Source organism: Kitasatospora sp. NPDC088779, from assembly GCF_040685395.1.
GTDB lineage: Bacteria > Actinomycetota > Actinomycetes > Streptomycetales > Streptomycetaceae > Kitasatospora.
Genome location: NZ_JBFBHW010000006.1, coordinates 111,652 through 135,673, shown reverse-complemented (window position 1 = coordinate 135,673; position 24,022 = coordinate 111,652). Strand labels below are relative to the sequence as shown.

The following is a 24,022-nucleotide window of genomic DNA, read 5'->3' as shown; positions in this document are numbered from 1 at the left end:
GAAAAACAGGCCCGCGCCTGTCGGCACGGGCCTGGACCAACCGGTGGGCGATGCTCAGCCGTTGACGGTCAGCGCGAAGGAACCGACCGCCTGACCGTTCGTGAAGAAGGCGGTGTTCAGCTTGCTGTCGAGGAACTGCGCACCCGCGGCGTCCACGGTGAGGGCGGAGGCGGTCAGCGACTGCGTGGTACCGCTCTGCTCGGTCCGCTGGAGGCCGGCTGGCTTGAACAGCAGGACCGGGTCGGTGGCGCCGTCCGGCACACCGGTGAGGCGCCAGTCGTCGGCGCTGAACGCGAGCTGCTTGAAGAGCACGCTCTTGCCGGTGAAGACGTCGACGAACAGCAGGCTGCCACCGAGCGTCGCGTTGCCGTAGTAGCCGCGCAGGTTCACGCTGCCGCCGGTCACCGGGAGGCTCGTCGCCAGGCCCGCGGTGGTGTTGTAGGAGACGCTGGCGTTCGGCAGCGGAACGATGAACACACCGTTTCTCGCCGCGGCCTGGAGGAAGGTGTTGTTCTCGGTCACCACGGCGCTGCCGGTGGGGACGGGAGCGGCGTCGGCCGCGGCCACGCCGCCGAAGGCGGTGACGGCGAGGACGACCGCGACGCCGCCGGCGAGGAACCGACCGGTGGTACGGGACATGCTGGGCTCCTTGGGAGAGGAAGGTTTCGCGCTGAGGGTGGAGAACCGGTCCGAGGGCCGGCCGACGGGTCCGACCGGAGCCGGCCCGTTCCCTTCGAGACGTCCCGCCGGTGGGCCGGCGGCCACGGGCGCGAAGCCCGTGGCCGCCGGATGGTGCGGGGTGGATCAGGTGCGGGATGGATCAGGTGCGGGGTGAGTCAGGTGAGGGTGGATCAGGTGAGGGTGGCGACACCGCAGGCCGGGGTGGCCAGGAAGCCGTAGCTCGCCAGGTCGGCGGCGGCGACCGGGTCGGTGCAGATCCAGCCGTTGGAGCCGAAGATGGCCTGGAGCGCCTGGCCGTGCGCGTCGGTCGCCGTCCACTCGGTGTCGCGGATCACGTTGTAGACCACGCGGCCGAAGGAGGAGTTGGCGAACTTGGTGTTGATCACGTTGTTGGTGACCGGGGTCAGGGTGGCGCCGTTGACCACGATGTTGCGCAGGGTCAGGCTGCCGGGGGCGTCGGTCGCCGTGCCGTGGCCGCCGACGGTCTGGCCGAGGTAGTGGGCGACGGAGTAGGGGAAGACGACGTTCGGGTCGGTCAGGTTGGCGTCGGTGCCCTCGTTCTCCTCCGGGCCGGTGGTGACGCAGGCGCCGGGGGTGGTCACGCCGATCGCACCCAGGAAGAAGGAGCGCGTGCCGGAGTCGGCCTGCGGCAGGAACGGCTTGATGGTGGCGTTCGGCAGGCTCGCGCTGATCTGGTTCCAGTTGGTGGTGGTGCAGTTGTAGATCGCGGTCAGCTGCGCGGAGGTCAGCTGCGCCGGGGCGTTGCCGGTGCTCGGGGCGGACCAGGTGACGGCATCCTTGGCGAGCGCGACGAAGTCCAGGCCGTGGGCGTCGGTGGCCGCCGGGCCGCGCGAGGAGCGGGCGAAGTCCACGGTCGCGCCGGTGTTGGCGACCAGGGCCTTGATGCCGGCGCCGGAGCCGTTCGGGCGGGCGATCGAGGTGGCGCCGGTCTTGGTGGTGATCGGCGAGGTGCCGGTCGCGTCCCAGCTGTACAGGCGCGGCGCGGTGGAACCGGCGCCCAGGGAGGCGTTGTAGTCGGCCGAGAACTGGTTCAGCAGGACCTGGATGGTGTCCGAGCCGACACCCACGATGTCCTGGGCGGCCGGGGTGACACCGGCGGCCGGGTCGGCGATGGCCGAGCCCGAGGCGACGGTGGCGAGGGAGGTCGCCAGGGCGGCAACGGTGAGCAGCTTGGCAGCGGTCTTACGCATGTTTCTCTTCCTCCGGTGGGAGAGACGTCCATCGCGTGAACCCGTGCTCTGGTTGGGAGCCCGGGGCCGGTGGCCGCGTCCGCTGCGGCCGCTCCGGCAGTGCAGATCCTGTCCGGCCCGGAGGTTCCGCCGGAAGGGAGGTCGAGGGCGGGTCGGGATTGTCGACTCATCGGTTCGACGAGGTTTAGCGACTGGTCAGCGCGGGCGCGGCGGAGGGGAAAGGGGGTGGTCGGAGGCCGGTGACGTTCTTCTCCAGGTGGCGACTCGGGGTGTTGCCGGAAACCTGCGCTTCACCGGAACTGCACGTGGGCCCCGGCCGCCTCACAGCGGCCAGCGGCCGTCCCGACCGCCCCGCCGCAACTCCTGCCCCACCCACTGGAGTCCGGACAGGAAGCCCTCGGCGCCGGCCTGGCACTGGTCGCGCCGCAGGTAGCCGCGGGCGCTGCGTGCCACCGGCGCGGGCTCGACCGCCGCCCGCCGGGTGCTGCGCGCCGGCAGGTAGGCGGACCACACCCACTGCCGGCCCTCGGACTGGGCCACCGAACATCGAAGGGCCGCCCGCTCGATCAGCAACACCCGGACCGCCTCGGCGAGTTCCTCCTCGCTGCGGTAGGTGCGCACGCCCACGCCGAGCGGCCGCCCGTTGGCGGCGCGCAGCGCCCAGCCCAGGCAGCGTTCGGGTGCGGGGACGATCAGCAGACGGGGGCCGCGCCCCTCAGCGGCCATCGGGGCGTCTCAACGAGACGGTGTTCCGGGGAAGTTCACGGCCCGGAAGATCACGAACCGGCCGCTCCCTGGCAGGCCGCTCACGAACGGCTTGGTCGCGAACGGACTGGTCGCGAACGGACTGGTCGCGAACGGGCCGGTCACGCGCGGGCAGCTCCCGCACGGGCAGCTCCCGCACGGGCAGGTCCCGCGCGGGCTGTTTGGCCAGCAGCACGACGAAGCGCCGGAAGGCGTTCTGGCAGGTCGCGTACCGCTCGTACGCGCGGCTGGAGCGCACCTCGGGCAGGCTGCGCGACCCGGGGACGACCCAGATCCAGCCGATGCCGTCCCGGACGTGGGTGATCCGCGCGGTGAGTTCGGCGGCCCCGACGCGTAATCCGTCGAAGCCGCGCTCGGCCTCGCCGGGCGTCTCGAACATGGCGGCGGTGATGGCCACCACCCGGCCGTTCGGCGCCTTCAGCTGCCAGCGGTACCGCCCGTCCGGGGCGCGCTCCGTCCTGAACCCGCCTCGACTTGCCCCTGCTGCGGTGTTCCCGCGGCCAGACGCGTCCACTGCTCCCCCCGTCCGGTTACCCCTCCGAGACCGGTGCAAAGCTATGTGTGCACACGGACCCACGGAAAGCCCAGAACGTTCACAACTTGCGGTGTTGGTCGGGAAGTTCTCCCTCGTTTAACTTTCACCGGCCAACCGCCGAGGAGGATCGGGCCGGGCTCAGAGCCGGGCCGTCCAGCGGACCATGGTGCCCTTCCCGTACGGTCCGGTCTCGTGCCAGGCGGCGCCGCCGAGCGCCTCGGCCCGCCGGGTCAGGTTGAGCAGGCCGCTGCGGCGCCCGCCCGCCGGGATGCCGACGCCGTCGTCGGTCACCGTCAGCAGCACGCCCGGGCGCCCGCCCCGGTCCAGCGACTCCGGGTCGCCGCTCACCGGCCGGCCGGTGTCGTCCAGGTGGGCGGTCGCGTCGATCTCGACGCCGACCCGGGAGGCCCGCGCGTGCCGGGCCGTGTTGGAGAGCATCTCCCTGAGCGCGGCGAGCAGTTGACGGCCGTTCTTCTCCTCGACCAGGCTCTCCACCGGCCCGACGAAGCTCACCGAGGGTTTGAAGCCGAGCGCCGCCGCGGCCTGGCTGGCCTCCCGCAGCACCCGGGTGCGCAGGGTGTCCGGCGCGTCGCCGTGGTTGTCGTGCTGGAGGGCGTAGATGGTGGTGCGGACCTCCTGGATGGTGGCGTCCAGCTCGTCCACCGCCTTGCCGATGCCGACCTTCACCTCGGGCACCACGGACCGCCGGGCCGCACTCTCCAGCATCATCCCGGTGGCGAACAGCCGCTGGATCACCAGGTCGTGCAGGTCGCGGGCGATCCGGTCGCGGTCCTGGAAGACGGCCAGGCGCTGCTGGTCGCGCTGGCCCTCGGCGAGCCGCAGGGCCAGCGCGGCCTGCGAGGCGAAGGTCTCGGCGAGCTGCTTCTCGGTGTCGGTGAACGGCAGGGCGCCGCGCGGGCGCCAGACGCAGAGTCCGCCGAGCACCCGCCCGGCGGCGACCATCGGGACGGCCATCGACGGGCCGAAGGCGCGGGCGAGCCGGATCTCCACGGTCGGGTCGCTGGACATGTCGTCCAGGTGGACGCTCTCCCCGGCGAGCAGCCGGGCCGCGAAGCTCTCCCTGGGCAGCAGCTCGCCCCGGACGAACTCGGCGGCCTCGCCGGAGGCGTGGGCGACCCGCATCTGCCCGTCGCCGTCCTCCGTCGGTTCGGTCGGGAGCAGGATCATGCCGAGCGCGGCGTCCGCCAGCTCCCGGACCTGCTCGGCCGCGACGGTGAGCGCGGTCTCGGCCTGGTCGGTGGAGAGCAGCGCCGTGGTGACGGCGGAGGCGCCGGCGATCCAGCGTTCCCGGCGCCGCCCCTCCTCGTACAGCCGGGAGTTCTCGATGGCGACGCCGGCCGCCGCGGCGAGCGCGTGCACCACCTGTTCGTCCTCGGGGGTGAAGGCGCCGCCGCCCTTCTTCTCGGTGAGGTAGAGGTTGCCGAAGACCTCGTCGCGGACCCGGATCGGCTCGCCGAGGAAGGTCTTCATCTCCGGGTGGTGCGGCGGGAATCCGGAGGAGCGCGGGTCGGCGCCGAGGTCGGCGAGCCGCAGCGGCTCGGGGCGGTCGATCAGCGCGCCGAGGACGCCGCGGCCGGCGGGCAGGTCGCCGATCTCGGCGGCGGTCTCGTCGTCGACGCCGACGTGGATGAAGTCGGCCAGGCCGGTGCGGCCGGGGGCGATCACGCCGAGGGCCGCGTACCGGGCGTCGACGAGTTCGGCGGCGCCGGTGGCGATCCGGTGCAGGGTGGCGTGCAGGTCGAGCCCGGCGCCGATGGAGACCACCGCCTCCAGCAGCCGCTGCATCCGGTCGGTGACCGCGGCGGCCGACTGCAGGCGCTCCGCGACCTCGGTGACCAGGGTGTCCAGCCCGAGCGAGGCGATCTCCGGCACCCGATGGGGTGTCGGCTCGGGCGCGGCGGCGGAGGGCTCTGGCGTGGGGTCCATGCAGAAAGCCTAGTTTGTACGCTTTTCATCCGAAGGACGGCGCGACTCGGGAACCGCGCCCTGCCCGGGCCCGACGAGCGGCCCCGACCAGGCTGAACGGGCGGCCCCGACCGGGTCTAACGGGCGGCCCCGACAGGTTCCAGCAGCCCGTCCGCCTCCCGCTCCCGCCGCCACATGGTGTGCAGCCGCCCGTCCCGGTCCGCGATCAGCTCCGACCAGCGGCCGCGCTCGGCGACCCGGCCGCCGTCCAGCACCAGCACCTCGTCGACGGTGGTGTCGTCCAGTCCGGCCAGCCGGTGGGTGATCAGCACGGTGGTGCGGCCCTCGGTGGCGGCCAGCAGGTCGGTGGTGAGCGCGTCGGCGGTGGGCAGGTCGAGGTGTTCGGCGGGCTCGTCCAGGACGAGCACCGGGAAGTCGGCGAGCAGGGCCCGGGCCAGTGCGAGCCGCTGCCGCTGGCCGCCGGAGAGCCGGGCGCCGTGCTCGCCGACCATGGTGTCCAGGCCGTCGGGCAGGGTCAGCGTCCAGTCCAGCAACCGGGCGGCGGCGAGCGCGGCGCGCAGGTCGTCCTCGGTGGCGCCCGGCCGGGCCAGCCGCAGGTTCTCCCGCAGCGAGCTGTCGAAGACGTGGGCGTCCTGGGCGCACAGTCCGATCACCCGGCGGACGTCCTCGCCCGCGAGCGCACGGCTGTCCACAGCCTGTGGACGGCCGTCAGCGAAGGTGACGCCGCCCGCGCTCGGCTCCAGGAACCGCAGCAGCGCCTGGGCCAGCGTGGTCTTGCCGGAGCCGGACGGGCCGACCACGGCGATCCGGCGGCCGGCCGCGAGGTCGAGGTCGACGCCGGTGAGCGCGTCCACGGCCTGCCCGGGGTGCCGGACGGTCAGTCCGCGCACGGCGACCGGCAGCGGCTGTTCGGGCAGCGCGGCGGGCGCGGCCGGCTCCGGGACGGCGGCCTCGGCCTCCAGCACCTCGTCCAGCCGGGCCCGCGCGGCCCGGCTGCGCTGGCGCGCCTGGACGGCCAGCGGCATCCCGGTGACGGCCTCGAACGCGGCCAGCGGGGTGAGCACGACCACGGCCAGGCAGACCGGCGCCAGCGCGCCGCCGTGCACCCCCTGGACGCCGACGGCCGCCGCGGCGGTCACGGTCAGCCCGGTGAGCAGCACGATCAGCCCGGTGCCGAGCGCGGTGGTGGCCGCCGAGCGGGCGGCCAGCCGGGTGAGCGCGGCGTCGGCGCCGTGGACGGCCGCGAGCCGGCCGGGCAGCGCGCCGGCCACGGTGAGTTCGGCGGTGCCGGTGAAGGCGTCGACGACGGTGGTGGCGAGCCGCCCGCGCTCCGGGGCCTGCCGCCGTTCGGCACCGGCCGACCAGCGGGCGGCCAGGGCGGGCACCACCGCGCCCGCGAGCAGCAGCCCGACCCCGAGCACGACCCCGGCGGCGGGCAGGAAGGCGCCCATCGCCGCCGCCGCGGCCAGCGAGACCACGCCCGCCACGGCGGCCGGCAGCCGCCAGCGCAGGTGGTGGTCCTGGATCGCGTCGACGTCGGCGACCAGCCGGGAGAGCAGGTCGCCGCGCCGGAAGGCGGGCAGCCCGGCCGGGGCGAGCGCGGTGAGCCGCCGGTAGACGGCGGCCCGCAGGGTGCCGAGGGTGCGCAGCACGGCGTCGTGCGAGACCAGCCGCTCGGCGTAGCGGAAGACGCTGCGGCCGATGCCGAAGGCCCGTACCGAGGTGACGGCCATCATCAGGTAGAGCACCGGCGGCATCTCGGAGGCCCGGGAGATCAGGTAGCCGGAGGTGGCCATCAGCGCGACGGCGCAGCCGAGAGCGAGCGCGCCGAGCAGGACGGACAGCGCCAGCCTCGGGGTGGCGGCGGCTTCGGGCTCGTCCTGTGCCGTGGCGGGGGCGGGTGTCGGCCGCCCGCTGTGCGCGGGCCGCTCGACCGGAGCGGAGGCCGCAGCGGAGGACGTAGCCGCGGCCGGGCCGGCGGCCGGGGCGGGCGCCCCCGCCAGCCGGACCCGGTGGTCGGCGACGGCCAGCAGCGCCGGCCGGTGGGCGACGATCAGCACGGTGCGTGCCGGGTCTTCGGCGAGCGTCCGGACGGCGTCCACGACGGCGGCCTCGGAGGCGCCGTCCAGGTTGGCGGTCGGCTCGTCGAGGAGGACCAGCGGCCGGTCGTCGGCGAGCAGGACCCGGGCGAGCGCGAGCCGCTGGCGCTGCCCGGCGGAGAGCCCGGCGCCGTCCTCGCCGAGCGGGGCGTCCAGCCTGGTCACGAAGTCGAGCGCGTGCGCGGCCCCCAGCGCCGTCCACAGCTGCTCGTCGGTGGCCTCCGGGCGGTAGAGCCGCAGGTTGTCGGCGACCGTCCCGGCGAACAGGTGCGGGTGCTGCGGCACCCAGGCGATCTGCCGCCGCCAGCTCGCCGGTTCCAGTGCGGCCAGGTCGTGGGTCCGCCCGTCGGCGGTGATCCGGACGGTGCCGGCGTCCGGGGCGACGAGGCCGAGCAGGACGGCGAGCAGGGTGGACTTGCCGGCCCCGCTCGGGCCGGTGAGGGCGGTGGTGGTGCCCGGGCGCAGGGTCAGCGCGGCGCCGTCCAGCGCGGGCTCGGTCCGCCCGGGGTGGCGTACGACCAGGTCGGAGACGGCGACGACGGCCCCGGTGAGGGCGGGTGCGGGCACCGTGCCGGCGGCGGGCAGCGGGGTCTCCAGCACCTGGAAGATCTCGTCGGCGGCGGTCAGGCCCTCCACGCTGGAGTGGTAGAGCGCGCCGACCTGGCGGATCGGGAAGTACACCTCGGGGGCGAGGATCAGGATCAGCAACCCGGTCTCCAGGTCGAGCGTGCCGTCCACCAGCCGGAAGCCGACGGTGACCGCGACCAGCGCGACCGACAGGGTGGAGAGCAGCTCCAGCGCGAAGGAGGAGATGAAGGCGATCCGCAGGGTGCGCAGGGTGGCGCGGCGGTAGTCGGCGGTGATCCGGGCGATGGTGGCGGCCTGGGCGCGGGCCCGGTTGAACACCTTGAGGGTGGGCAGTCCGGCCACCACGTCGAGGAAGTGGTGCGAGAGCCGGGCCAGGGTGCTCCACTGCCGGTCCATCCGGCTCTGGGTGGCCATCCCGATCAGCACCATGAACAGCGGGATCAGCGGGAGCGTCCCGGCGATGATCGCGGCCGAGGTGAAGTCGGCGCCGACGATCCGCAGCAGCACGATCACCGGGACGACGACGGCGAGCGCCAGCTGCGGCAGGTAGCGGGCGAAGTAGTCGTCCAGCGCGTCGACGCCGCGGGTGGCGAGGGTGGTGAGTTCGCCGGTGCGCCGGCCCGCCAGGTAGGCCGGGCCGAGCGCGGTGGCGTGGTCGAGCAGCCGGCGCCGCAGGGTGGACTTCACCCGGGCGACGGACCGGTGCGCGGTGAGTTCGGTGAGCCAGCCGACCAGCCCGCGCCCGACGGCCGTCAGGGCGAGCAGCAGCAGCGGCGTGGTCAGTTCGCCGAGGGTCGCCTGGCGCTGGAAGGCGCGGACGACGATCTCGGCGATCAGACTCGCCTGGGCGACCACCAGGGCCGCGCCCGCCCCGCCGAGGAGCACGGATCCGGCGAGGAAGGCACGGGTGGTGCGGGCGTACCCGAGGAGTCGGGGGTCGACCGGCTTCACGGCGTCAGGCCTGGTCGAGCGCGGCGGCCGGGTCGTGCCCGGGGATGTGCTGGACGCCGATGCGCTTGCGGAACACCCAGTACGTCCAGCCCTGGTAGAGCAGCACGAGCGGGGTGAACACCGCGGCCACGATGGTCATCAGCTTCAGCGTGTACGGCGAGGAGGCCGCGTTGGCGACGGTCAGGCTCCAGCCGTCGTTCAGGGTGGAGGGCATGACGTCCGGGAAGAGCGCCAGGAAGAGCATCGCGACGGCGGCCACGATGGTCGCCCCGGAGAGGATGAACGCCCAGCCCTCGCGGCCGAGTTGGTTGGCCGCCAGCGCTCCGACCAGCGCCAGCACCGCGATGACCAGGGCGGCCAGGCTGCGGCCGTTGCCGTTGTCGGCCTGCGTCCAGAGCAGGAAGGCCAGCGCCAGCACCGCCGCCACCACGCCCACCCGCAGGGCGGTGGCCCGCGCCCGGTCGCGGATGTCGCCGACCGTCTTGAGCGCCGCGAACACCGCGCCGTGGAAGGTGAACAGGCTGAGCGTCACCAGGCCGCCGAGGATGGCGTACGGGTTGAGCAGGTCCCAGAAGGTGCCGACGTAGTTCTTCTGCGCGTCGATGTCGACGCCGCGCACGATGTTGGCGAAGGCCACGCCCCACAGGAAGGCCGGGAGCAGCGAGGTCCAGAAGATGGCCTCCTCCCAGTTGCGCTGCCAGCGCGCGTCGTCGCGCTTGGCCCGGTACTCGAAGGCCACGCCGCGCACGATGAGGCAGACCAGGATGATCAGCAGCGGGATGTAGAAGCCGCTGAACAGGGTCGCGTACCAGTCCGGGAAGGCCGCGAAGGTGGCGCCGCCGGCGGTCAGCAGCCAGACCTCGTTGCCGTCCCAGACCGGGCCGATGGTGTTGATCAGGACGCGCCGTTCGGCGGTGTTGCGGGCGAGCGGCTTGGTGAGGATGCCGATCCCGAAGTCGAAGCCCTCCAGGAAGAAGTAGCCGATCCACAGGACCGCGATCAGTACGAACCAGACGTCGTGGAGTTGCATGTCAGATCCCCTGTGGTCCTCAGTAGGCGAAGGCGAGAGGCTTGTCGGCGTCGTCGTCCGAGGACGGTCCGCGCAGGGTCGGGTCCTTGGCGGGGGGCTGCTCGGTCACCACCGGGCCGGCCTTGGCGTACTTCACCAGCAGCCGCACCTCGACGACGGCGAGGATCGCGTACAGCAGGGTGAAGGTGGTGAGGGCGCCGATCTGGGTGCCGACGCTCACGTTGGGGGAGACCGCGTTCGCCGTGGTCATCAGGCCGAAGACGGCCCACGGCTGGCGGCCCATCTCGGTGAAGATCCAGCCGAAGCTGTTGGCGATCAGCGGGAAGCCCATGGTCAGGATGCCGATCCGCCAGCTCCACTTGGTGAGGAACGGACCCATCTCCCGTCCCGGGGTGAGCATCAGCCGGGGCACCTCGGTCTCGCCGGTGCGGAACTCGGGGCGCAGGAACTTCTTGCGCCGGGTGGTCCAGAGCCCGATCAGGCCGGCCACGAAGGAGGTCATCCCGAAACCGATCATGAGGCGGAAGCCCCAGTAGGTGACGAAGATGCTCGGGATGTAGTCCTTGGGGTCGCCGCCGTACTTGGCGGCCTCGGCGGCCGCGGTGTCGTTGATGCCGGGGACGGAGGAGTTGAAGTCGCTGTGGGCGAGGAAGGAGAGTATCCCGGGGATCTCCAGCTCGACCGAGTTGTGGCCCTTGCTGACGTCGCCGACCGCGAAGATCGAGAACGGCGCGGGCGACTGGGTGTCCCACAGGGCCTCGGCGGCGGCCATCTTCATCGGCTGCTGCTCGAACATGACCTTGGCGAGCGAGTCGCCGCTGAGCGCGGTGCCGGCGCCGAAGACCACGGCGAGGACCAGGCCGAGCCGCAGCGAAGTGCGCATCACGGCGGTCTTCTTGGGGTCGGCGCTCTCCGGCTTGCGCTTGGCCTTCCAAAGGTGGAAGGAGGCGATGCCGACCATGAAGGCCGCGCCGGTGAGGAAGGCGGCGGTCAGGGTGTGCGCCACCACGGTGAGGGTGGTGTTCTGGAACAGCACCTTGGCGATGTCGGTGAGCTGGGCCTTGCCGGTGGCCGGGTCGATCGAGTAGCCGACCGGGTGCTGCATCCAGGAGTTGGCCGCCAGGATGAAGTAGGCGGAGAGCACGGTGCCCAGGGCGACCATCCACATGCAGGCGCAGTGGATCTTCTTCGGCAGCTTGTCCCAGCCGAAGATCCACAGGCCGATGAAGGTGGACTCGAAGAAGAAGGCGATCAGCGCCTCCATCGCGAGCGGGGCGCCGAAGACGTCGCCGACGAAACGGGAGTAGTCGGACCAGTTCATGCCGAACTGGAATTCCTGGACGATGCCGGTGACCACGCCCATCGCGATGTTGATCAGGAAGAGCTTCCCCCAGAACTTGGTGGCGTGGAAGTACTTCTCCTTGTTCGTCCTCACCCAGGCGGTCTCCAGCCCGGCCACGATGGCGGCGAGGCTGATGGTGAGCGGGACGAAGAGGAAGTGGTAAACGGTGGTGATGCCGAATTGCCATCGCGCGATGGTCTCGTGAGCGATTGCCAGCTCCACGTCGCCCTCTCTCCAACCGACCGGCCCTGTTGAAGGGCATGTTTCGGACAAACTTCATCTATAGCTGTAGACCGCTGCCCAACCACGCAAGCTTGTCCGCTTGTGAACGTGAACACGTTCACAAGGAGCAGTATCCATCATCCTTACGAAGGAATCGCAGGCGGGGTGTGGTTGACACCTTCGGAACGGTGTGTAGCCGTACGTAGCGGGGCGTGGCCGTGTGTGGCCGTGCGGCGGCGGTGCAGTGGTGAACGCAGTGGCGGTGGGGACAGTCTGCGGAGCCGTCCACGGCCCTGACAACGAACGGCCGGGCAGCCGGCGGAGCGGTCTTGGCCGATCCGTCGCTTGACACGACGGCGCCCACGCCGTCGCGGACGGCGTGGGCGCCTGAAGGGACCAGCGGCCCCTGGTCCTGTCCTCGTTTCTCCGCTACGCCCTTCGGCTACGTCCGGCCATTACGCCCGGCCATTACGCCCGGCCGAGGAGCTGGGTGCCCGGGGTGGAGTCGGCGCGGGCGGTGAAGAACTCGGTGAAACCGTGCAGGAACTCCTCCACGGTGATCCGGCCGTCCCCATCCACGTCCAACTGGCGGAACCCGTGCGAGAGTTCGGCCGGATGGACGCGCGGTCCACCGAACACCGCCCGGTACTCGTCCGCCTCCAGGAAGCCGCTGCCGTCGGTGTCGGCGGCGGTGAACACGGCCCGCAGCGCGGGCAGCAGCCCCTGCTCCAGATAGGCCGGATCCCGGTCGCAGCCCGCGACGGTGGCCGCCACGAACTCCTCCCGGCTCACCTTGCCGTCGCCGTTCGCGTCCATCGCCGCGCGCAGCTGCTCCCACCAGCCGTCGAAGGCCTGATACACCCGCGCCTCGGCGGCCTCGTCCAACTCCAGCTGCCAGCACACGTTGTGCGCCATCGCCCGCAGGTCGTGGACGGTGAGGAAGCCGTCGCCGGTCTGGTCCAGCACCTCGCGGAAGAACCGGTCCACCCGGGACCCGCGCGCGTCCCGGCGCGGCGGACGCCACCGGGACGGGGCACCGCCCTGCCCCGGGGAGCGGTAGCGCAGCCGGTCCGACAGCAGCGGGACGACCGCGCCGGCGCCCCGGTGCAGCAGCCAGGACAGCAGCGCGGCCCGCCGCGTCCGCACCAGCCCGAACCGCTCCCGCACCGCCGGCGGCAGATCCGCCACCGTCAGCGCCGTGATCGCCCGCGCCACCACCGCCCGCAGCACCCGCCACCCGGCGTCGCCGAGGAACCACAGCCGCCGCGGCCGCGGCGCCCCGCGCAGCATGTCCTCCAGCAGGTAGCGGGCCGCCTCGGTGAGCTCCAGCCGTTCGCGCGCCGCCCGGGCGAAGTACGCGGGCAACTCGGCCGCACTGCGGGGAAGTTCACCCTCAGGCAGCCCGAAGGCCGCCACCGACCCGGTGAACTCCTGGTACGCCGCCTCCAGTTGACCGGCGTCGTACGGATCCCCGCCCAGCCGCCGCATCGCGACCACGCACTCGAACAGCGTCAGCAGCACCCACGCCCGGGTCGCCGCGTCCTCGGCGTCGTACGCCCGCCCGTCCGGCGCCGTCCCACGGATCCGCTTGTGCGCCCGGTCCAGCCGCGCGACCTCCCTCCGCAGCGCCTCCCCGTCCTGGTAGAACAGCCGCCGCCCGCTCCCCAGCGTGTGCTCCACCCGCCGCCACGGATGCGCCTGGTACGTCGAGTGCTCGGCCATCCCGGCCCCCACCACCGGATCCGCCGCCTGCAGCACCAGCAGCCGCCACGCGACCAGCGCGATCCGCCACTCGGACAGGTCCCGCCGGAACGACACGCCGGGATCAACCACGGGATCAACCACGGGATCAGCCACGGCGCTCACCGGTGACCTCCGGCCCGATCACGAACCCCTTGGCGGGGCCCTCGGGGATCACGGCCTCCTCGCCGTACGGGATCCGGGTCGAGGACGCGTACGCACGGCGTTCGGGGTCGGGGCGGGAAAGTACGGTCACGGTACCGCCGTGACCGTAGTCATCGATGACCACGTACACCGGAATGTCCGCGGAAGCGTAGGCGCGCGGCTTGAATTCCTGGTCACGGCGTTCGTAGCAGTCGGGCCACACGACCTCGGCGACAAGGGGGATCCCGGACGCCAGAAGCCCCACACCCTCCGGGTGTTCGATCGCCTTCGTGTCGTCCGGTGCCACGGCGAAGTCAGGTTTCATCGCCTTCAAACCGGCGATCACATAACGGCCCTGCGTCGCCGTGTACCCCGTCCCGCGCAGGTGCTTCGTCAGCGCCTTCCTGAGGCCACCTCCCACCGCCGCATGGCGGAGGTCACCGATGACCGAGATGGTGATGCTGTCATCTCCGATCTCTGCGCGCGCGATCTTCGGGACGGCCATGGCCTTCCAGGCCTTCCATAACCTCTGATCAGGGTCCATAGCGATCTCCCGGTGCGTGAGTGAGCACCTGGACCGTCGCACAGGACCGGGGGGCCGGTCGGGTGAACGGCGGGGGTTCACCCGATCGGGGCGTTTCGGGGCCGGGAAACGCGAAACCGCAGGGCGGGCCGGGAGGGGGCCTGCCCTGCGGTTCGGGGGTGCTGTGGGGTTCGCGCCCTCCTCCCGAGCGGGCGCGAACCGGGTGGATCAGGAGGAGGAGCGGGCCGGCTTGCGGCGGGAGACGTAGAGGGCCGCGGCACCCAGGCTGAGGGCCAGGCCGGAACCCAGCGCCAGGTACGGGGTGGCCGGGTTGGAACCGGTCTCGGCGAGCTCGGTGGTCGAACCGGTGGTCGCCTTGGCCGGGGCGGCGGTCGTCGACCTGGCCTGGCTGCTCGCGGTGGTCGCCTTGGTGCCGGCGCCGGCGCCGTTGGTGGTGGTGGTCGCGGTGGTGTCCGAGACCGGGGTGACGGCGGCGGACTGCTGGGCCGGCTGCTCCGCCGGGGCCGGGGCGGGCTGCTCGACCGGCTTCTCGCTCGGCTTGTCGGCGGGCTTGTCGGCCGGCTTGTCGACCGGCTTCTCGGCGGCGGCCTTGGCCTCGGCGAGGGCCTTGTCCGCGGTGGCCTGGGCGGCGGCCGCGGTCTTGGTGGCCTCCTGCAGCACGCCGAGCTTGCGCATCGCCGCGACCTTGGCGTCGTCCAGCGCCGTGCCGGCGGCGGTCACGGCGGCCTTGGCCTTGGTGTCCGCGTCGGTGGCGGCGTTGGCGGCGTCGAACGCCGCCAGCATCCGCACCCTGGCCGCTTCCAGTTCCTCCGGCTTCGCGGAGCGGTACGCGGCCGAGGCCTCCACGGCTTCGTTGTAGGTCTTCTCGTGGGCCGCGGCGGCCGTCTTGGCGGCGGCCTGGGCCTCCTGGAGCTTGCCGAGGTAGGGCTGCGGGTTGTTCATGAAGGCCGTGGTCTCGGCCTGCCCGGCGGCCTCGGCGGCGACGGCGGCCTGGTGGGCCTTGGCCGCGGTGGCGGCGGCCTTCTCCAGCTCCGCGATCGAGCCGGTGTCGTTCCGGGTCTGCGCCGTCGAAGCCGACTCCGCGAAGGCGGGTGCCGCGGAGAGCATGGCTGCGGGCGAGATCACGGCGGCGACGAGGGCGGCCGAGACCAGCGTACGGCGGAGTTTCACAATGACCCCTTTCGGGTCGGAAAGAAAGCAAAAGCCGTGTGCCGGGCTGTTCTTGACGACCCGACGGCGTTGATCATAGGCACACGGATTCTTTACGCTCCATGCCGCATTCCGGCAATGAAATCGGCCCGCCATTGCTTGGTCAGCAAGGGAATTGACGTGTCGACAATGCCGTCAGGAAGTCCGGTCACCGTTGGTGGGCAGTTCGACCCGGAACGTGGCGCCGGCGCCGGGGGCGGTGTCCAGGGTGAGGGTGCCGCCGTGCGCGTGGGTGAGCGCGGTGGCGATGGCGAGGCCGAGTCCGGCGCCGCCGCCGCCGTGCCGGCTGCGGGAGGCGTCGACCCGGTAGAAGCGGTCGAAGACCCGCTGGGCCTGGCCGTCGGTGAGCCCCGGCCCGGCGTCGGCGACCTCCAGCAGGCAGACGCCGCCCGCGCCGCCGACCCCGATCCGCACGGGGGTGCCGGGCGGGGTGTGCTTGACCGCGTTGCCGACCAGGTTGGTGACCACCTGGCGCAGCCGGGCCTCGTCGCCGAGGACGGGGGCCGCGCCGGGGGCGCCGGTGCCGGACGGGCCGGTGAGGGAGACGGGCCGGGTCGGGTCGAGGGCGGTGAGGTCGTGCAGCGCGTCCGCGGCGAGGGTGCGCAGGTCCATCGGGGCGAGGTCGAGCGGGCGTTCCTCGTCGAGCCGGGCGAGCACCAGCAGGTCCTCGACCAGGGCTCCCATCCGGACGGCCTCGCTCTCGATCCGGGTCATGGTCCGCTTGACGTCCCCGTCGGTGGGCAGCGCGCCCATCCGGTAGAGCTCGGTGAAGCCGCGGATCCCGGCGAGCGGGGTGCGCAGTTCGTGCGAGGCGTCGGCGACGAACCTCCGCATCCGGGCCTCGGATTCGGCGCGGGCGGCGAAGGCGGCCTCGATCTGGGTGAGCATGCCGTTGAGCGCGATGGAGAGCCGCCCGACCTCGGTGCCGGGGGAGAGTTCCGGCATCCGGTGGGAGAGTTCGCCGTCGGCGATCCGGGCGGCGCCGGCCTCGATCCGGCGCAGTGGCCGCAGCCCGGCCCGGACGGCGAAGAAGCCGAGCGCGGCGATCAGCAGCAGGACGGCGCCGCCGATCGCGAGGAAGGAGCTGCGCAGCTTGCCGACGGTGGCGTCGATGTCCGCGCGGGAGACGGCCACCATGACGTAGGTCGCGGTGACGGCGGGCGAGGCGTAGTCGCTGGGGCTGGCGGCGGCCGGGGCCCGGGGGGTCTGGATCGGCAGCACGAGCACCCGCCAGTTGTAGTGGCCGCGCTGGTCGGGCAGGTCGAAGGGGACGTCGGGCTCGGTGCGGGTCGGGTCGAGGCCGGCGAGTTGGGGCGCCGGGTCGCTGTCGGAGACGGGCTGGCGCATGACGGCCTGCACCTTGCCGTCCGAGGAGAGGTACTGGACCAGGTACTGGCTGGGCAGGGTGCTGCGTTTGCCGGTGACGGCGGGGCGCCCGGCCTCCGGGGTGCCGACCCGTACCGGGCCCTTGTGGGACAGCGGCAGCCCGTACCGCTGGAGCTGCTCGTCGAGTTGATCGACCAGCTGCACCCGGACGGTGCCGAGCACGACGGCGTCGCTGACCGCCAGCCCGGTGGTGACCAGCACCAGCGCGAGCACCAGCAGCCGGGCGCGCAGGGACAGCCGGGACAGCCCGGTCAGCCTCGACAGCCGGGAGAACAGCCGGGAGAACGGCCGCCGGAGCAGGGGCAGCCGGGAGAGCCGCCGCCGGAACACCGACAGCCGGGTGGAGAGCCGGGCGGGCACGGAGCGGACCGGTCAGCCCTGCGGGGGGCGGCGCAGCGCGTAGCCGATGCCGCGCACGGTGTGGATCAGCTTGGGGCCGTGGGCCGGGCCGGAGTCGAGCTTGCGGCGCAGGTAGGAGATGTACGACTCGACGATGGAGAGGTCGCCGCCGAAGTCGTAGGCCCAGACGTGGTCGAGGATCTGCGCCTTGGAGACCACCCGGCCGACGTTGGCCATCAGGTAGTGCAGCAGCTTGAACTCGGTCGGGGAGAGCGCGACGGGGGTGCCGGCCCGGGTGACCTCGTGGGCGACCGGGTCGAGGCTGAGGTCGGCGACGATGAGCCGGCCGTCCTCGGCGGGCCCGCCGGAGCGGCGCAGGATGGCGCGGATCCGGGCGATCAGCTCCTCCAGGCTGAACGGCTTGGTGACGTAGTCGTCGGCGCCCGCGGCGAGGCCCTGGACCTTGTCGCCGACGCCGTCCTTGGCGGTGAGGAAGAGCACCGGGAGGTGGTCGCCGGGGTGGCCGTGCACGGGCCCGGCGATCTGGCCGCGGTTGGTCCGCTCGCGCAGCTTCTCGACGACGGTGAAGCCGTCGAGGTCCGGGAGCATCACGTCGAGGACGACGAGGTCGGGGCGTTCGACGGCTATCAGGTCGAGGGCCTCGGTGCCGCTGGCGGCGGAGGCGACCCGGAAACCGGAGAAGCGCAGCGAGGCGGCGAGCAGCTCGCGGATGTTGGGTTCGTCGTCGACGACGAGGAGGAAGGCCTCGCCAGGGCCGCCGGCCACCGCGGACCCGCCTGGTGTGGTGACTGTGCCTTGCACGGGGCTTTCGCCTCCTGGTCGGACGATGGCATTCGGCATGAGGCTAGCCCCCGGAGGCTATGCGGCATCGATGAATGTTGGATTAACACCTTATCGGTCGGTTTTTTAAGCACAAGGCCCCCAGCGCAGGCTGGGTGGTATGCGCACGGACGGTAACGCCCCGGAAGCACCGACGGCCGGGAACCCGACGCCCGCGGCCGGGGAGACCACTCCCCGACCGCGGAAGGGGCTCCGGTCAGGCGTGCTGACCGGGCCGGTAGCCGCCGGCGGGCATCCGGGTGATGACGTTGCCGCGGTTGAAGGCGTTGATGATCGCGATGAGGGACACCAGGGCCGCGAGCTGCTCCTCGTCGTAGTGCTGCGCGGCGTTCGCCCAGGCCTCGTCCGTGACCCCGCCGGCCGCGTCGGCCAGGCGGGTGCCCTGCTCCGCCAGCTCCAGGGCGGCGCGCTCGGCGTCGGTGAACACCGTCGCCTCCCGCCAGGCCGCGACCAGGTTGAGGCGGGTCGCCTCCTCCCCGCCGTGCACGGCGTCCTTGAAGTGCATGTCGACGCAGAAGCCGCAGCCGTTGATCTGGCTGGCGCGCAGCTTCACCAACTCCTGCGTCGCGAACGGCAGAGTCGACTCCACGATCACCTTGTTGGCCGCGATGAGGTGCTTGAGGAACTTGGACATGGTCTGGCTGGCGAAGGGGTTCAGGCGGGCTTCCATCGTGTGCTCCCTTGTCGTTGTCCGCTGGTGCCCTCTGAGACAGGGCACCCCGGCGGGCCGTGACAGGTACGGATGTGATCTGCGTCACTGCCACCTGGGCACCGTTGGATACCCTGCTCGGCGAACCGAGGGAGGGGTTCCAGTGCCGGAATCAGCCATCACCACGGACGCGACCGGATACCGGCCGCTGCTGTTCTCCATCGCCTACGGGATGACGGGCTCCGTGGGCGACGCCGAGGACATCGTCCAGGACGCCTTCCTCGGTCTGACCCGGGCCGACCAGGCCGGGACCACGATCACCAACCTCAAGGCGTACCTGACCACGTCGGTGACCAGGCTGGGCATCAACCACCTGACGTCGGCCCGGGTCCGCCGGGAGACGTACGTGGGCGAGTGGCTGCCCGAGCCCGTCGTGGTCACCGCCGACCGCCCGGGGCCGGCCGAACACGCCGAGCTGGCCGACGCGTTGTCGATGGCGTTCCTCGTCCTGCTGGAGGCCCTCTCCCCGACCGAGCGGGCGGTGTTCATGCTCCGCGAGGCCTTCGGGTACGGCTACCCGGAGATCGCCGACGCCGTCGGCAAGTCCGAGGCCAACTGCCGCCAGATCCTCACCCGCGCCCGCAAGCGCCTCGCCCCCTCCGCCCAGGCCGTCGACACCCGGGCGCGCAAGGCGGAGGCCGACGAACTCGCCCGCAGGTTCTTCGAAGCCACCGAAGGCGGCGACCTGGACGCCCTGCTCCGACTCCTCTCCCCCGACGTCGTCTTCCACGGCGACGGCGGCGGCAAGGCCCGCGCCCTCGGCAAGGCCCTCACCGGCCTGCGCCGCGTCGCCCAGCTCCTCATAGGCGGCCTCCGCCGCAACCGCAAACTCGGCGTCACGCTGACGCCCGCCACCGTCAACGGCCGCCCGGGCGCCGTCCTCCACGACGCCTCCGGCCGCGTCGCCAGCGTCCTCGAACTCCACATCGCCGACGGCACCATCCAGGCCGTCCACGCCGTCTCCAACCCCGACAAGCTCACCCACCTCGGCCCGGTCTCCGGCATCGGCCTGGTGAAGCCGAGATGACCTGCCGTCACCCATGAGGCCCGGCTGCTTCGGATCAAGCGTCAATGCCCTTGACGTACTCCTCGAAAGGCACCGATTCAGCGACGGCGATCCCCTCTGCCGTGAGCGAGCGACCAAGGGTCAAAAGCGCTGACGGTCGATCAGTTGTCGGTGTGACTCCTGCAGTCCCTCGGGAAGATCGTCCGGCGAGAACCATCGAGCCTCCAGAATCTCGAACGAGGCCACCTCGATCCGGCCACTGACGTACAGTGCCTCGTAGGCGACTTCGACCCGCAGTTGGTAACCGCTCTTCAGGTGCGCCAGCTCGCAGACCTTCACCGTGAGCCCGGTCTCCTCCCGGACCTCGCGCACGACGGTGTCCTCGAAGGTCTCCTTCGCGTTCGCGTAGCCAGTCGGCAGCCCCCACTGCCGGCCCTCCGGCCACATGCGGTGCTTCAGCAGCAGCACCCGGCCGTCCTGGTCACGGACGATACCCGTCACGCCGACCATGAACTTCGAGTGCCACAACCACAGCACCCGCCACTGCATCGGCCCCCGAATGATCCGCCAGAGCCGCGCAGCGATCTTCTTCATGGGTTCGCCCCTTCATCGGTCGGGCCGCTCTCACGCTTCTCGCGCAGTCGACCCACGATCCCGCACGCCACGCCATCGACGCCAACTCTGCGATTTGTCAGATTAATTCGAGGACATCGCGCATCGGGGCTGCCGCCTCACCCGTGGCGGGCGAGCACCAACATATAGGGCGGCAAGGCGCGCTAGAAGGCGATTTCCTGTTCCCTCAAGAACTCGTCCCTGATGCTCTCGATCAGGCTGCGCATCTCGTCACCGGGCAAGGCCACGCCCACGAACCCGTCGAACTTTCGAACATAGACCTCAACGTCGCGAGGGTCAGTGACTACCACCTCGGCATGGACGGTTTCGACCGTGACCATGCGGTCATCCCGGATGACGAAGGAGTGTGCCGGAACGTCGGACTGCGGTGCAGCGAGAGGCACAATTCGAATATCCACATGCGGCAGGCGGGATACGGAGACGATACGGTCCAACTGTCCGGCCATCATTGCGGGCGGGACCAGTCGCCACCGGAGAACAGGCTCGGTGATGACGAATCGCAGCGTCTTGGTGGTGTCGTAGAGGGATTGCTGCCTTGCAAGGCGTGCTGCGACCACCCTCGACAACTGCTCTTCGGTGAGGCCCCTTCTCGCGAACACGGCACGCACGTACTCCGGGGTTTGCAGCAGCCCGGGAACCAGGGAAGGCTGGAACAGGCGAAGAAGCTTGGTCGAGTCGTCCAACGCTTTGATCTGCTGCTGCTTGCGGTGGTAGCCCAGACGCCGGATCAGACGCCACGCTGTCGCCTCCGTGGCCTCCGCCCGTGCAGCAGCCATGTACTCGGCCTTGACGTCATCGGACACGCCTATAGCCGTGAGGATGCGGTCCACGTCGACGACGGTGGGTGACACCTTGCCGGTCTCGATCTTGCTCAACTTGCTCGCAGACATGACAGCGCTGCGGGCCACGGCCTTGGCTTCTTTGCCTGAAGCCTGCCGAAGTTCCCGCAGCGCCGACCCGAGCCGTGTTCTGTTCACTCGCCGTACTGGTCCCACCATTCCGCGAACGGCACGGACCGCGCCATCACCTTGTCACGGTACGCCCTGAACTCATCGATCCGACCGCCGTCGAGGAATTCACTTCCGAGATACTTGCCGTTCCCGTCATAGCTCATCGCAGCCACGGTCTCGTCATCGAACAGCCAGAAGTCCGGAGCCTCCGGGACCGGGTTCCCCTGATCAGTCAGGTCCAGAGTTGGACAATCACCCTCGTCACAGGAACCCGCAAGCCTTGTCAGCTCCACCATTGCCCCCTCGATCGCTCGCCACCCCCACGATGTTCCCGAGGCAACCACGACACGGCAAGAGGTTCGCGTTTCCGATACTGGAAACCGCCCAACTTCGAACAGGTGATCAGAAGTTCATCGACCGCACGCCTGTCCGGCGGCAGCCCCTCGCGCGGGTAGGCGCGAGGGGGAGGCGGCTTCGGCGCAGGAAGTCGGTTTGGCCGACTTCCTGCGCCGGGGCGCGGGCAGCGCCGTGACGTGCCGCCGGCGACTGGGTGCGGGGCGCGTAGGGGTGCCGTCGGTGGGGCTGGGTGGGGGCGGATCGCACGAGTCGGCGTCGGGGCTCACCGGGCGCAGGCAACCTTTCGGCCCGTTCGCGGCATCTAAGTGGTGTCAGGGCCGCGAGAGGGGGAGGGCGCGGTAGGCGGGAGCCACGGGTGCCGCAGGCGTGGTCCGTGGTGTGTCGCTGGGGGGGCTGGATTAGTTAAAGGCGGCCTGTATTTCTATTGCGCCAATTTGGTGCGTATGCGATTTGACGCGCCGCGGTCGACTTCCGCTAGCTGTTGCACAGCCGTGACAGCCTTGAGCGAAAAAACGTTCGATCCGCAGAGTGCGTGAGGACTAGCATTCCGGGATGGAATCGAATCTCCCTCCGATATTGAATTCCTCCGACAGTGCGGCTCTCCCCCCGCCCCGCAGGACGCCGCTCCGGCTGGCCCGCTTCGGTGCGATCTTCCTGGCGGCGAGCGTGGTGTCCGGTGTGCTGCTGGCTGGCCTCGCCCTGCCCGCCGCCGGCGGTTTCGGACTGACCGCCAAGGGCACGGCGGAGGGCTTCGAGGACATCCCCAGTGACTTCAAGACTCCGCCGCTCACCCAGGCGACGCAGATCTTCGACGCCAAGGGCGGCCTGATCGCCAAGGTGTACGAGCGCGACCGCACGGTCATCACCCCTGAGCAGATGTCGCCGTTCATGCGACAGGCTCAAGTCGACATCGAGGACGCCCGGTTCTACGAGCACGGCGCCGTCGACCTCAAGGGCGTGCTCCGCGCGATCAGCAAGAACGCCGAGAGCGGCACCGCCTCGCAGGGTGCCTCGACGCTGACCCAGCAGTACGTGAAGAACGTCAACGTCGAGAAGGCGGGCGAGGACCAGGCCGCGGTACAGGAAGCGCAGCGCAAGACCCTGGGTCGCAAGATCCAGGAGCTCAAGGTCGCGATCAAGCTGGAGGAGGACCTGTCGAAGGACCAGATCCTCACCAACTACCTCAACATCACGTACTACGGGAACGGCGCCTACGGCGTGGAGGCCGCCTCCCAGCGCTACTTCAGCAAGAGCAACAAGGACCTGACCATCGCCGAGGCCGCCATGCTGGCCGGGCTGGTGCAGAACCCCTCCCAGTACGACCCGAAGCTGCACCCGGTGGCCGCGCAGAAGCGCCGGGACACGGTCATCGACAAGATGCTGGAGAACAAGCACATCACCGCGGACCAGGCCAAGGAGGCCAAGGCCGCCCCGCTGGGTCTCAACTTCAAGGACCCGCAGAACGGTTGCATCACCGCCACCGCCCAGGGCGGCATGGGCTTCTTCTGCGACTACGTCCGGCACGTGGTCAAGCAGGACCCGGCGTTCGGCCAGAGCGCCGCCGACCGCAAGAAGTTCTGGGACACCGGCGGCCTCAACATCTACACCACGCTGGACCCGGACAAGCAGGCCGCCGCCCAGAACGCCGTGACCTCCAACGTGAAGATCACCGACAGCGTCTCGGCCGCCGCCACCATGGTCGAGCCGGGCACCGGCAAGATCCTGGCCATGGCCCAGACCCGCCCGTACGGCCTGGACGCCAACAAGAACCAGACCGTCGTCAACCTCAACGTCGACGCGGCGATGGGCGGCGGCAACGGCTTCCAGCCCGGCTCCACGTTCAAGCCGGTCGTCGCGGCCGCCGCCCTGGAGGCGGGCCTGCCGGCGACCCAGGAGTACTCGGCCCCGAACAAGCTCGAATACCCGACGATGAAGACCTGCGAGGGCACCTGGAAGAACCAGGGCCGGCCCAAGACGGTGGTGCCCAACGAAAGCGAGAACGAGAAGGGCCCCTACCAGCTGAAGCAGGCGATGGCGCTCTCGGTCAACACCTACTTCGTACAGATGGAGCAGGAGATCGGCCTCTGCGCGGTCAAGCAGATGGCCAACAAGCTGGGCGTCACCGGCAAGGCCAGCGGCAAGCCGCTGGAGGAGGTCCCCGCCATGGCGCTGGGAGTGGAGGAGATGAGCCCGCTGACCATGGCCAACATCTACGCGACCTTCGCCGCCCAGGGCACGCACTGCGCCCCGATCGCCATCAACAAGATCACCACCGTGGACGGCAAGGACGTCCCCGTCCCAGCCGGCCAGTGCGAGAAGGCGTTCTCCGATGACACGGCGCGGGCGATGAACACCGTCCTGAACGGCGTGACCGAGAACAAGGGCACCGGCGCGGCGCTCAACCTGGACGACAACCGGCAGATCGCTGGCAAGACCGGCACCTCGGACCGCAAGCGGGCCGCCTGGTTCAACGGCTACACCCCGCAGCTCGCCACCGCCGTCTGGCTCGGCGGCCCCAACGGCGGCGTCGAGATGCGCAACATCACCATCAACGGGAAGTACCACAGCGAGGTGTTCGGCGCCGACGGCCCCGGCCCGATCTGGCAGGACGCCATGAACCAGGCCCTGCGCGGCACGCCCAAGAAGTCCCTGCCGATGGCCGACATCCCCGACCCGGCACCCAAGTCCGACCCGAACAACACCGGCACCGGCACGGGCGCCCCCGCCACCACCCCGCCCGGCCCGCAGCACTGACAGCAGTCACACCGGCGGC

General features: G+C 71.3%; 19 protein-coding genes. 2 read left to right on the top strand and 17 right to left on the bottom strand.

What is annotated here, in order from left to right; all coding sequences use genetic code 11:
* Window positions 1-54: 54 nt before the first annotated feature.
* The 14 genes from AB0P03_RS07490 to AB0P03_RS07425 all read right to left on the bottom strand — a co-directional run bounded on the left by AB0P03_RS07490 (window position 55) and on the right by AB0P03_RS07425 (window position 18,264).
* Complete coding sequence (locus AB0P03_RS07490) at window positions 55-639, bottom strand: hypothetical protein (protein ID WP_363628043.1); 585 nt, start codon at window positions 637-639, stop codon at window positions 55-57.
* Between the two features lie 212 nt (window positions 640-851).
* On the bottom strand, window positions 852-1,892 hold the full coding sequence (locus AB0P03_RS07485; RefSeq protein ID WP_363581526.1) for a substrate-binding domain-containing protein: 1,041 nt from the start codon (window positions 1,890-1,892) through the stop codon (window positions 852-854).
* 321 nt (window positions 1,893-2,213) lie between these two features.
* Window positions 2,214-2,618 (bottom strand): hypothetical protein, encoded by a 405-nt coding sequence (locus AB0P03_RS07480; RefSeq protein ID WP_363581528.1) that lies wholly within the window; start codon window positions 2,616-2,618, stop codon window positions 2,214-2,216.
* Window positions 2,608-3,171: a hypothetical protein gene (locus tag AB0P03_RS07475; protein ID WP_363628042.1), complete on the bottom strand. Its 564-nt coding sequence runs from the start codon at window positions 3,169-3,171 to the stop codon at window positions 2,608-2,610. The genes AB0P03_RS07480 and AB0P03_RS07475 overlap by 11 nt, the downstream gene beginning before the upstream one ends.
* A gap of 159 nt (window positions 3,172-3,330) precedes the next feature.
* Complete coding sequence (locus AB0P03_RS07470) at window positions 3,331-4,998, bottom strand: GAF domain-containing protein (RefSeq protein ID WP_363581625.1); 1,668 nt, start codon at window positions 4,996-4,998, stop codon at window positions 3,331-3,333.
* A gap of 257 nt (window positions 4,999-5,255) precedes the next feature.
* On the bottom strand, window positions 5,256-8,777 hold the full coding sequence (gene cydD, locus AB0P03_RS07465; RefSeq protein WP_363628041.1) for a thiol reductant ABC exporter subunit CydD: 3,522 nt from the start codon (window positions 8,775-8,777) through the stop codon (window positions 5,256-5,258).
* Between the two features lie 4 nt (window positions 8,778-8,781).
* Complete coding sequence (gene cydB, locus AB0P03_RS07460; protein ID WP_363581534.1) at window positions 8,782-9,807, bottom strand: cytochrome d ubiquinol oxidase subunit II; 1,026 nt, start codon at window positions 9,805-9,807, stop codon at window positions 8,782-8,784.
* A 19-nt stretch (window positions 9,808-9,826) separates the two neighbouring features.
* On the bottom strand, window positions 9,827-11,371 hold the full coding sequence (locus AB0P03_RS07455) for a cytochrome ubiquinol oxidase subunit I (RefSeq protein WP_363581536.1): 1,545 nt from the start codon (window positions 11,369-11,371) through the stop codon (window positions 9,827-9,829).
* A 468-nt stretch (window positions 11,372-11,839) separates the two neighbouring features.
* Window positions 11,840-13,204, bottom strand: coding sequence for an EF-hand domain-containing protein (locus AB0P03_RS07450; RefSeq protein WP_363581538.1), 1,365 nt, complete (start codon window positions 13,202-13,204; stop codon window positions 11,840-11,842).
* A 16-nt stretch (window positions 13,205-13,220) separates the two neighbouring features.
* Window positions 13,221-13,799 carry a Uma2 family endonuclease gene (locus AB0P03_RS07445; RefSeq protein ID WP_363581540.1) on the bottom strand — a complete coding sequence of 193 codons (579 nt, stop codon included), beginning with the start codon at window positions 13,797-13,799 and terminating at the stop codon, window positions 13,221-13,223.
* Window positions 13,800-14,006: 207 nt separating this feature from the next.
* Window positions 14,007-14,969, bottom strand: a complete 963-nt coding sequence (locus AB0P03_RS07440) for an LAETG motif-containing sortase-dependent surface protein (RefSeq protein ID WP_363628040.1) — start codon at window positions 14,967-14,969, stop codon at window positions 14,007-14,009.
* Between the two features lie 174 nt (window positions 14,970-15,143).
* The gene (locus AB0P03_RS07435) at window positions 15,144-16,754 is read right to left on the bottom strand and encodes a HAMP domain-containing sensor histidine kinase (protein WP_363628039.1); all 1,611 of its coding nucleotides are present in this window, start codon (window positions 16,752-16,754) and stop codon (window positions 15,144-15,146) included.
* Between the two features lie 12 nt (window positions 16,755-16,766).
* On the bottom strand, window positions 16,767-17,555 hold the full coding sequence (locus tag AB0P03_RS07430; protein WP_244293403.1) for a response regulator transcription factor: 789 nt from the start codon (window positions 17,553-17,555) through the stop codon (window positions 16,767-16,769).
* Window positions 17,556-17,790: 235 nt separating this feature from the next.
* Window positions 17,791-18,264, bottom strand: a complete 474-nt coding sequence (locus AB0P03_RS07425; RefSeq protein WP_363581546.1) for a carboxymuconolactone decarboxylase family protein — start codon at window positions 18,262-18,264, stop codon at window positions 17,791-17,793.
* Window positions 18,265-18,406: 142 nt separating this feature from the next.
* Between AB0P03_RS07425 and AB0P03_RS07420 the strand changes: the two genes are divergently transcribed.
* The gene (locus AB0P03_RS07420; protein WP_363628038.1) at window positions 18,407-19,330 is read left to right on the top strand and encodes an RNA polymerase sigma-70 factor; all 924 of its coding nucleotides are present in this window, start codon (window positions 18,407-18,409) and stop codon (window positions 19,328-19,330) included.
* Between the two features lie 120 nt (window positions 19,331-19,450).
* Here the strand turns inward: AB0P03_RS07420 and AB0P03_RS07415 are convergent, their stop codons facing one another.
* The 3 genes from AB0P03_RS07415 to AB0P03_RS07405 all read right to left on the bottom strand — a co-directional run bounded on the left by AB0P03_RS07415 (window position 19,451) and on the right by AB0P03_RS07405 (window position 21,188).
* Window positions 19,451-19,903 (bottom strand): NUDIX domain-containing protein, encoded by a 453-nt coding sequence (locus AB0P03_RS07415; RefSeq protein WP_363628037.1) that lies wholly within the window; start codon window positions 19,901-19,903, stop codon window positions 19,451-19,453.
* A gap of 182 nt (window positions 19,904-20,085) precedes the next feature.
* Window positions 20,086-20,919: a helix-turn-helix transcriptional regulator gene (locus AB0P03_RS07410; RefSeq protein ID WP_363628036.1), complete on the bottom strand. Its 834-nt coding sequence runs from the start codon at window positions 20,917-20,919 to the stop codon at window positions 20,086-20,088.
* Window positions 20,916-21,188, bottom strand: coding sequence for a DUF6879 family protein (locus tag AB0P03_RS07405; protein WP_363628035.1), 273 nt, complete (start codon window positions 21,186-21,188; stop codon window positions 20,916-20,918). The genes AB0P03_RS07410 and AB0P03_RS07405 overlap by 4 nt, the downstream gene beginning before the upstream one ends.
* Window positions 21,189-21,801: 613 nt before the next feature.
* On the opposite strand from AB0P03_RS07405, the gene AB0P03_RS07400 reads away from it, so the two are divergent.
* Window positions 21,802-24,003 carry a transglycosylase domain-containing protein gene (locus AB0P03_RS07400; protein WP_363628034.1) on the top strand — a complete coding sequence of 734 codons (2,202 nt, stop codon included), beginning with the start codon at window positions 21,802-21,804 and terminating at the stop codon, window positions 24,001-24,003.
* Window positions 24,004-24,022 lie beyond the last annotated feature (19 nt).

Bases quoted from the DNA above. Each gene is read 5' to 3' on its own strand.
- AB0P03_RS07490 (WP_363628043.1), bottom strand. From the start codon at position 639: ATGTCCCGTACCACCGGTCGGTTCCTCGCCGGCGGCGTCGCGGTCGTC.
- AB0P03_RS07485 (WP_363581526.1), bottom strand. From the start codon at position 1,892: ATGCGTAAGACCGCTGCCAAGCTGCTCACCGTTGCCGCCCTGGCGACC.
- AB0P03_RS07480 (WP_363581528.1), bottom strand. From the start codon at position 2,618: ATGGCCGCTGAGGGGCGCGGCCCCCGTCTGCTGATCGTCCCCGCACCC.
- AB0P03_RS07470 (WP_363581625.1), bottom strand. From the start codon at position 4,998: ATGCAGCGGCTGCTGGAGGCGGTGGTCTCCATCGGCGCCGGGCTCGAC.
- cydB (WP_363581534.1), bottom strand. From the start codon at position 9,807: ATGCAACTCCACGACGTCTGGTTCGTACTGATCGCGGTCCTGTGGATC.
- AB0P03_RS07445 (WP_363581540.1), bottom strand. From the start codon at position 13,799: ATGGACCCTGATCAGAGGTTATGGAAGGCCTGGAAGGCCATGGCCGTC.
- AB0P03_RS07425 (WP_363581546.1), bottom strand. From the start codon at position 18,264: ATGGAAGCCCGCCTGAACCCCTTCGCCAGCCAGACCATGTCCAAGTTC.
- AB0P03_RS07415 (WP_363628037.1), bottom strand. From the start codon at position 19,903: ATGAAGAAGATCGCTGCGCGGCTCTGGCGGATCATTCGGGGGCCGATG.
- AB0P03_RS07405 (WP_363628035.1), bottom strand. From the start codon at position 21,188: ATGGTGGAGCTGACAAGGCTTGCGGGTTCCTGTGACGAGGGTGATTGT.
- AB0P03_RS07400 (WP_363628034.1), top strand. From the start codon at position 21,802: ATGGAATCGAATCTCCCTCCGATATTGAATTCCTCCGACAGTGCGGCT.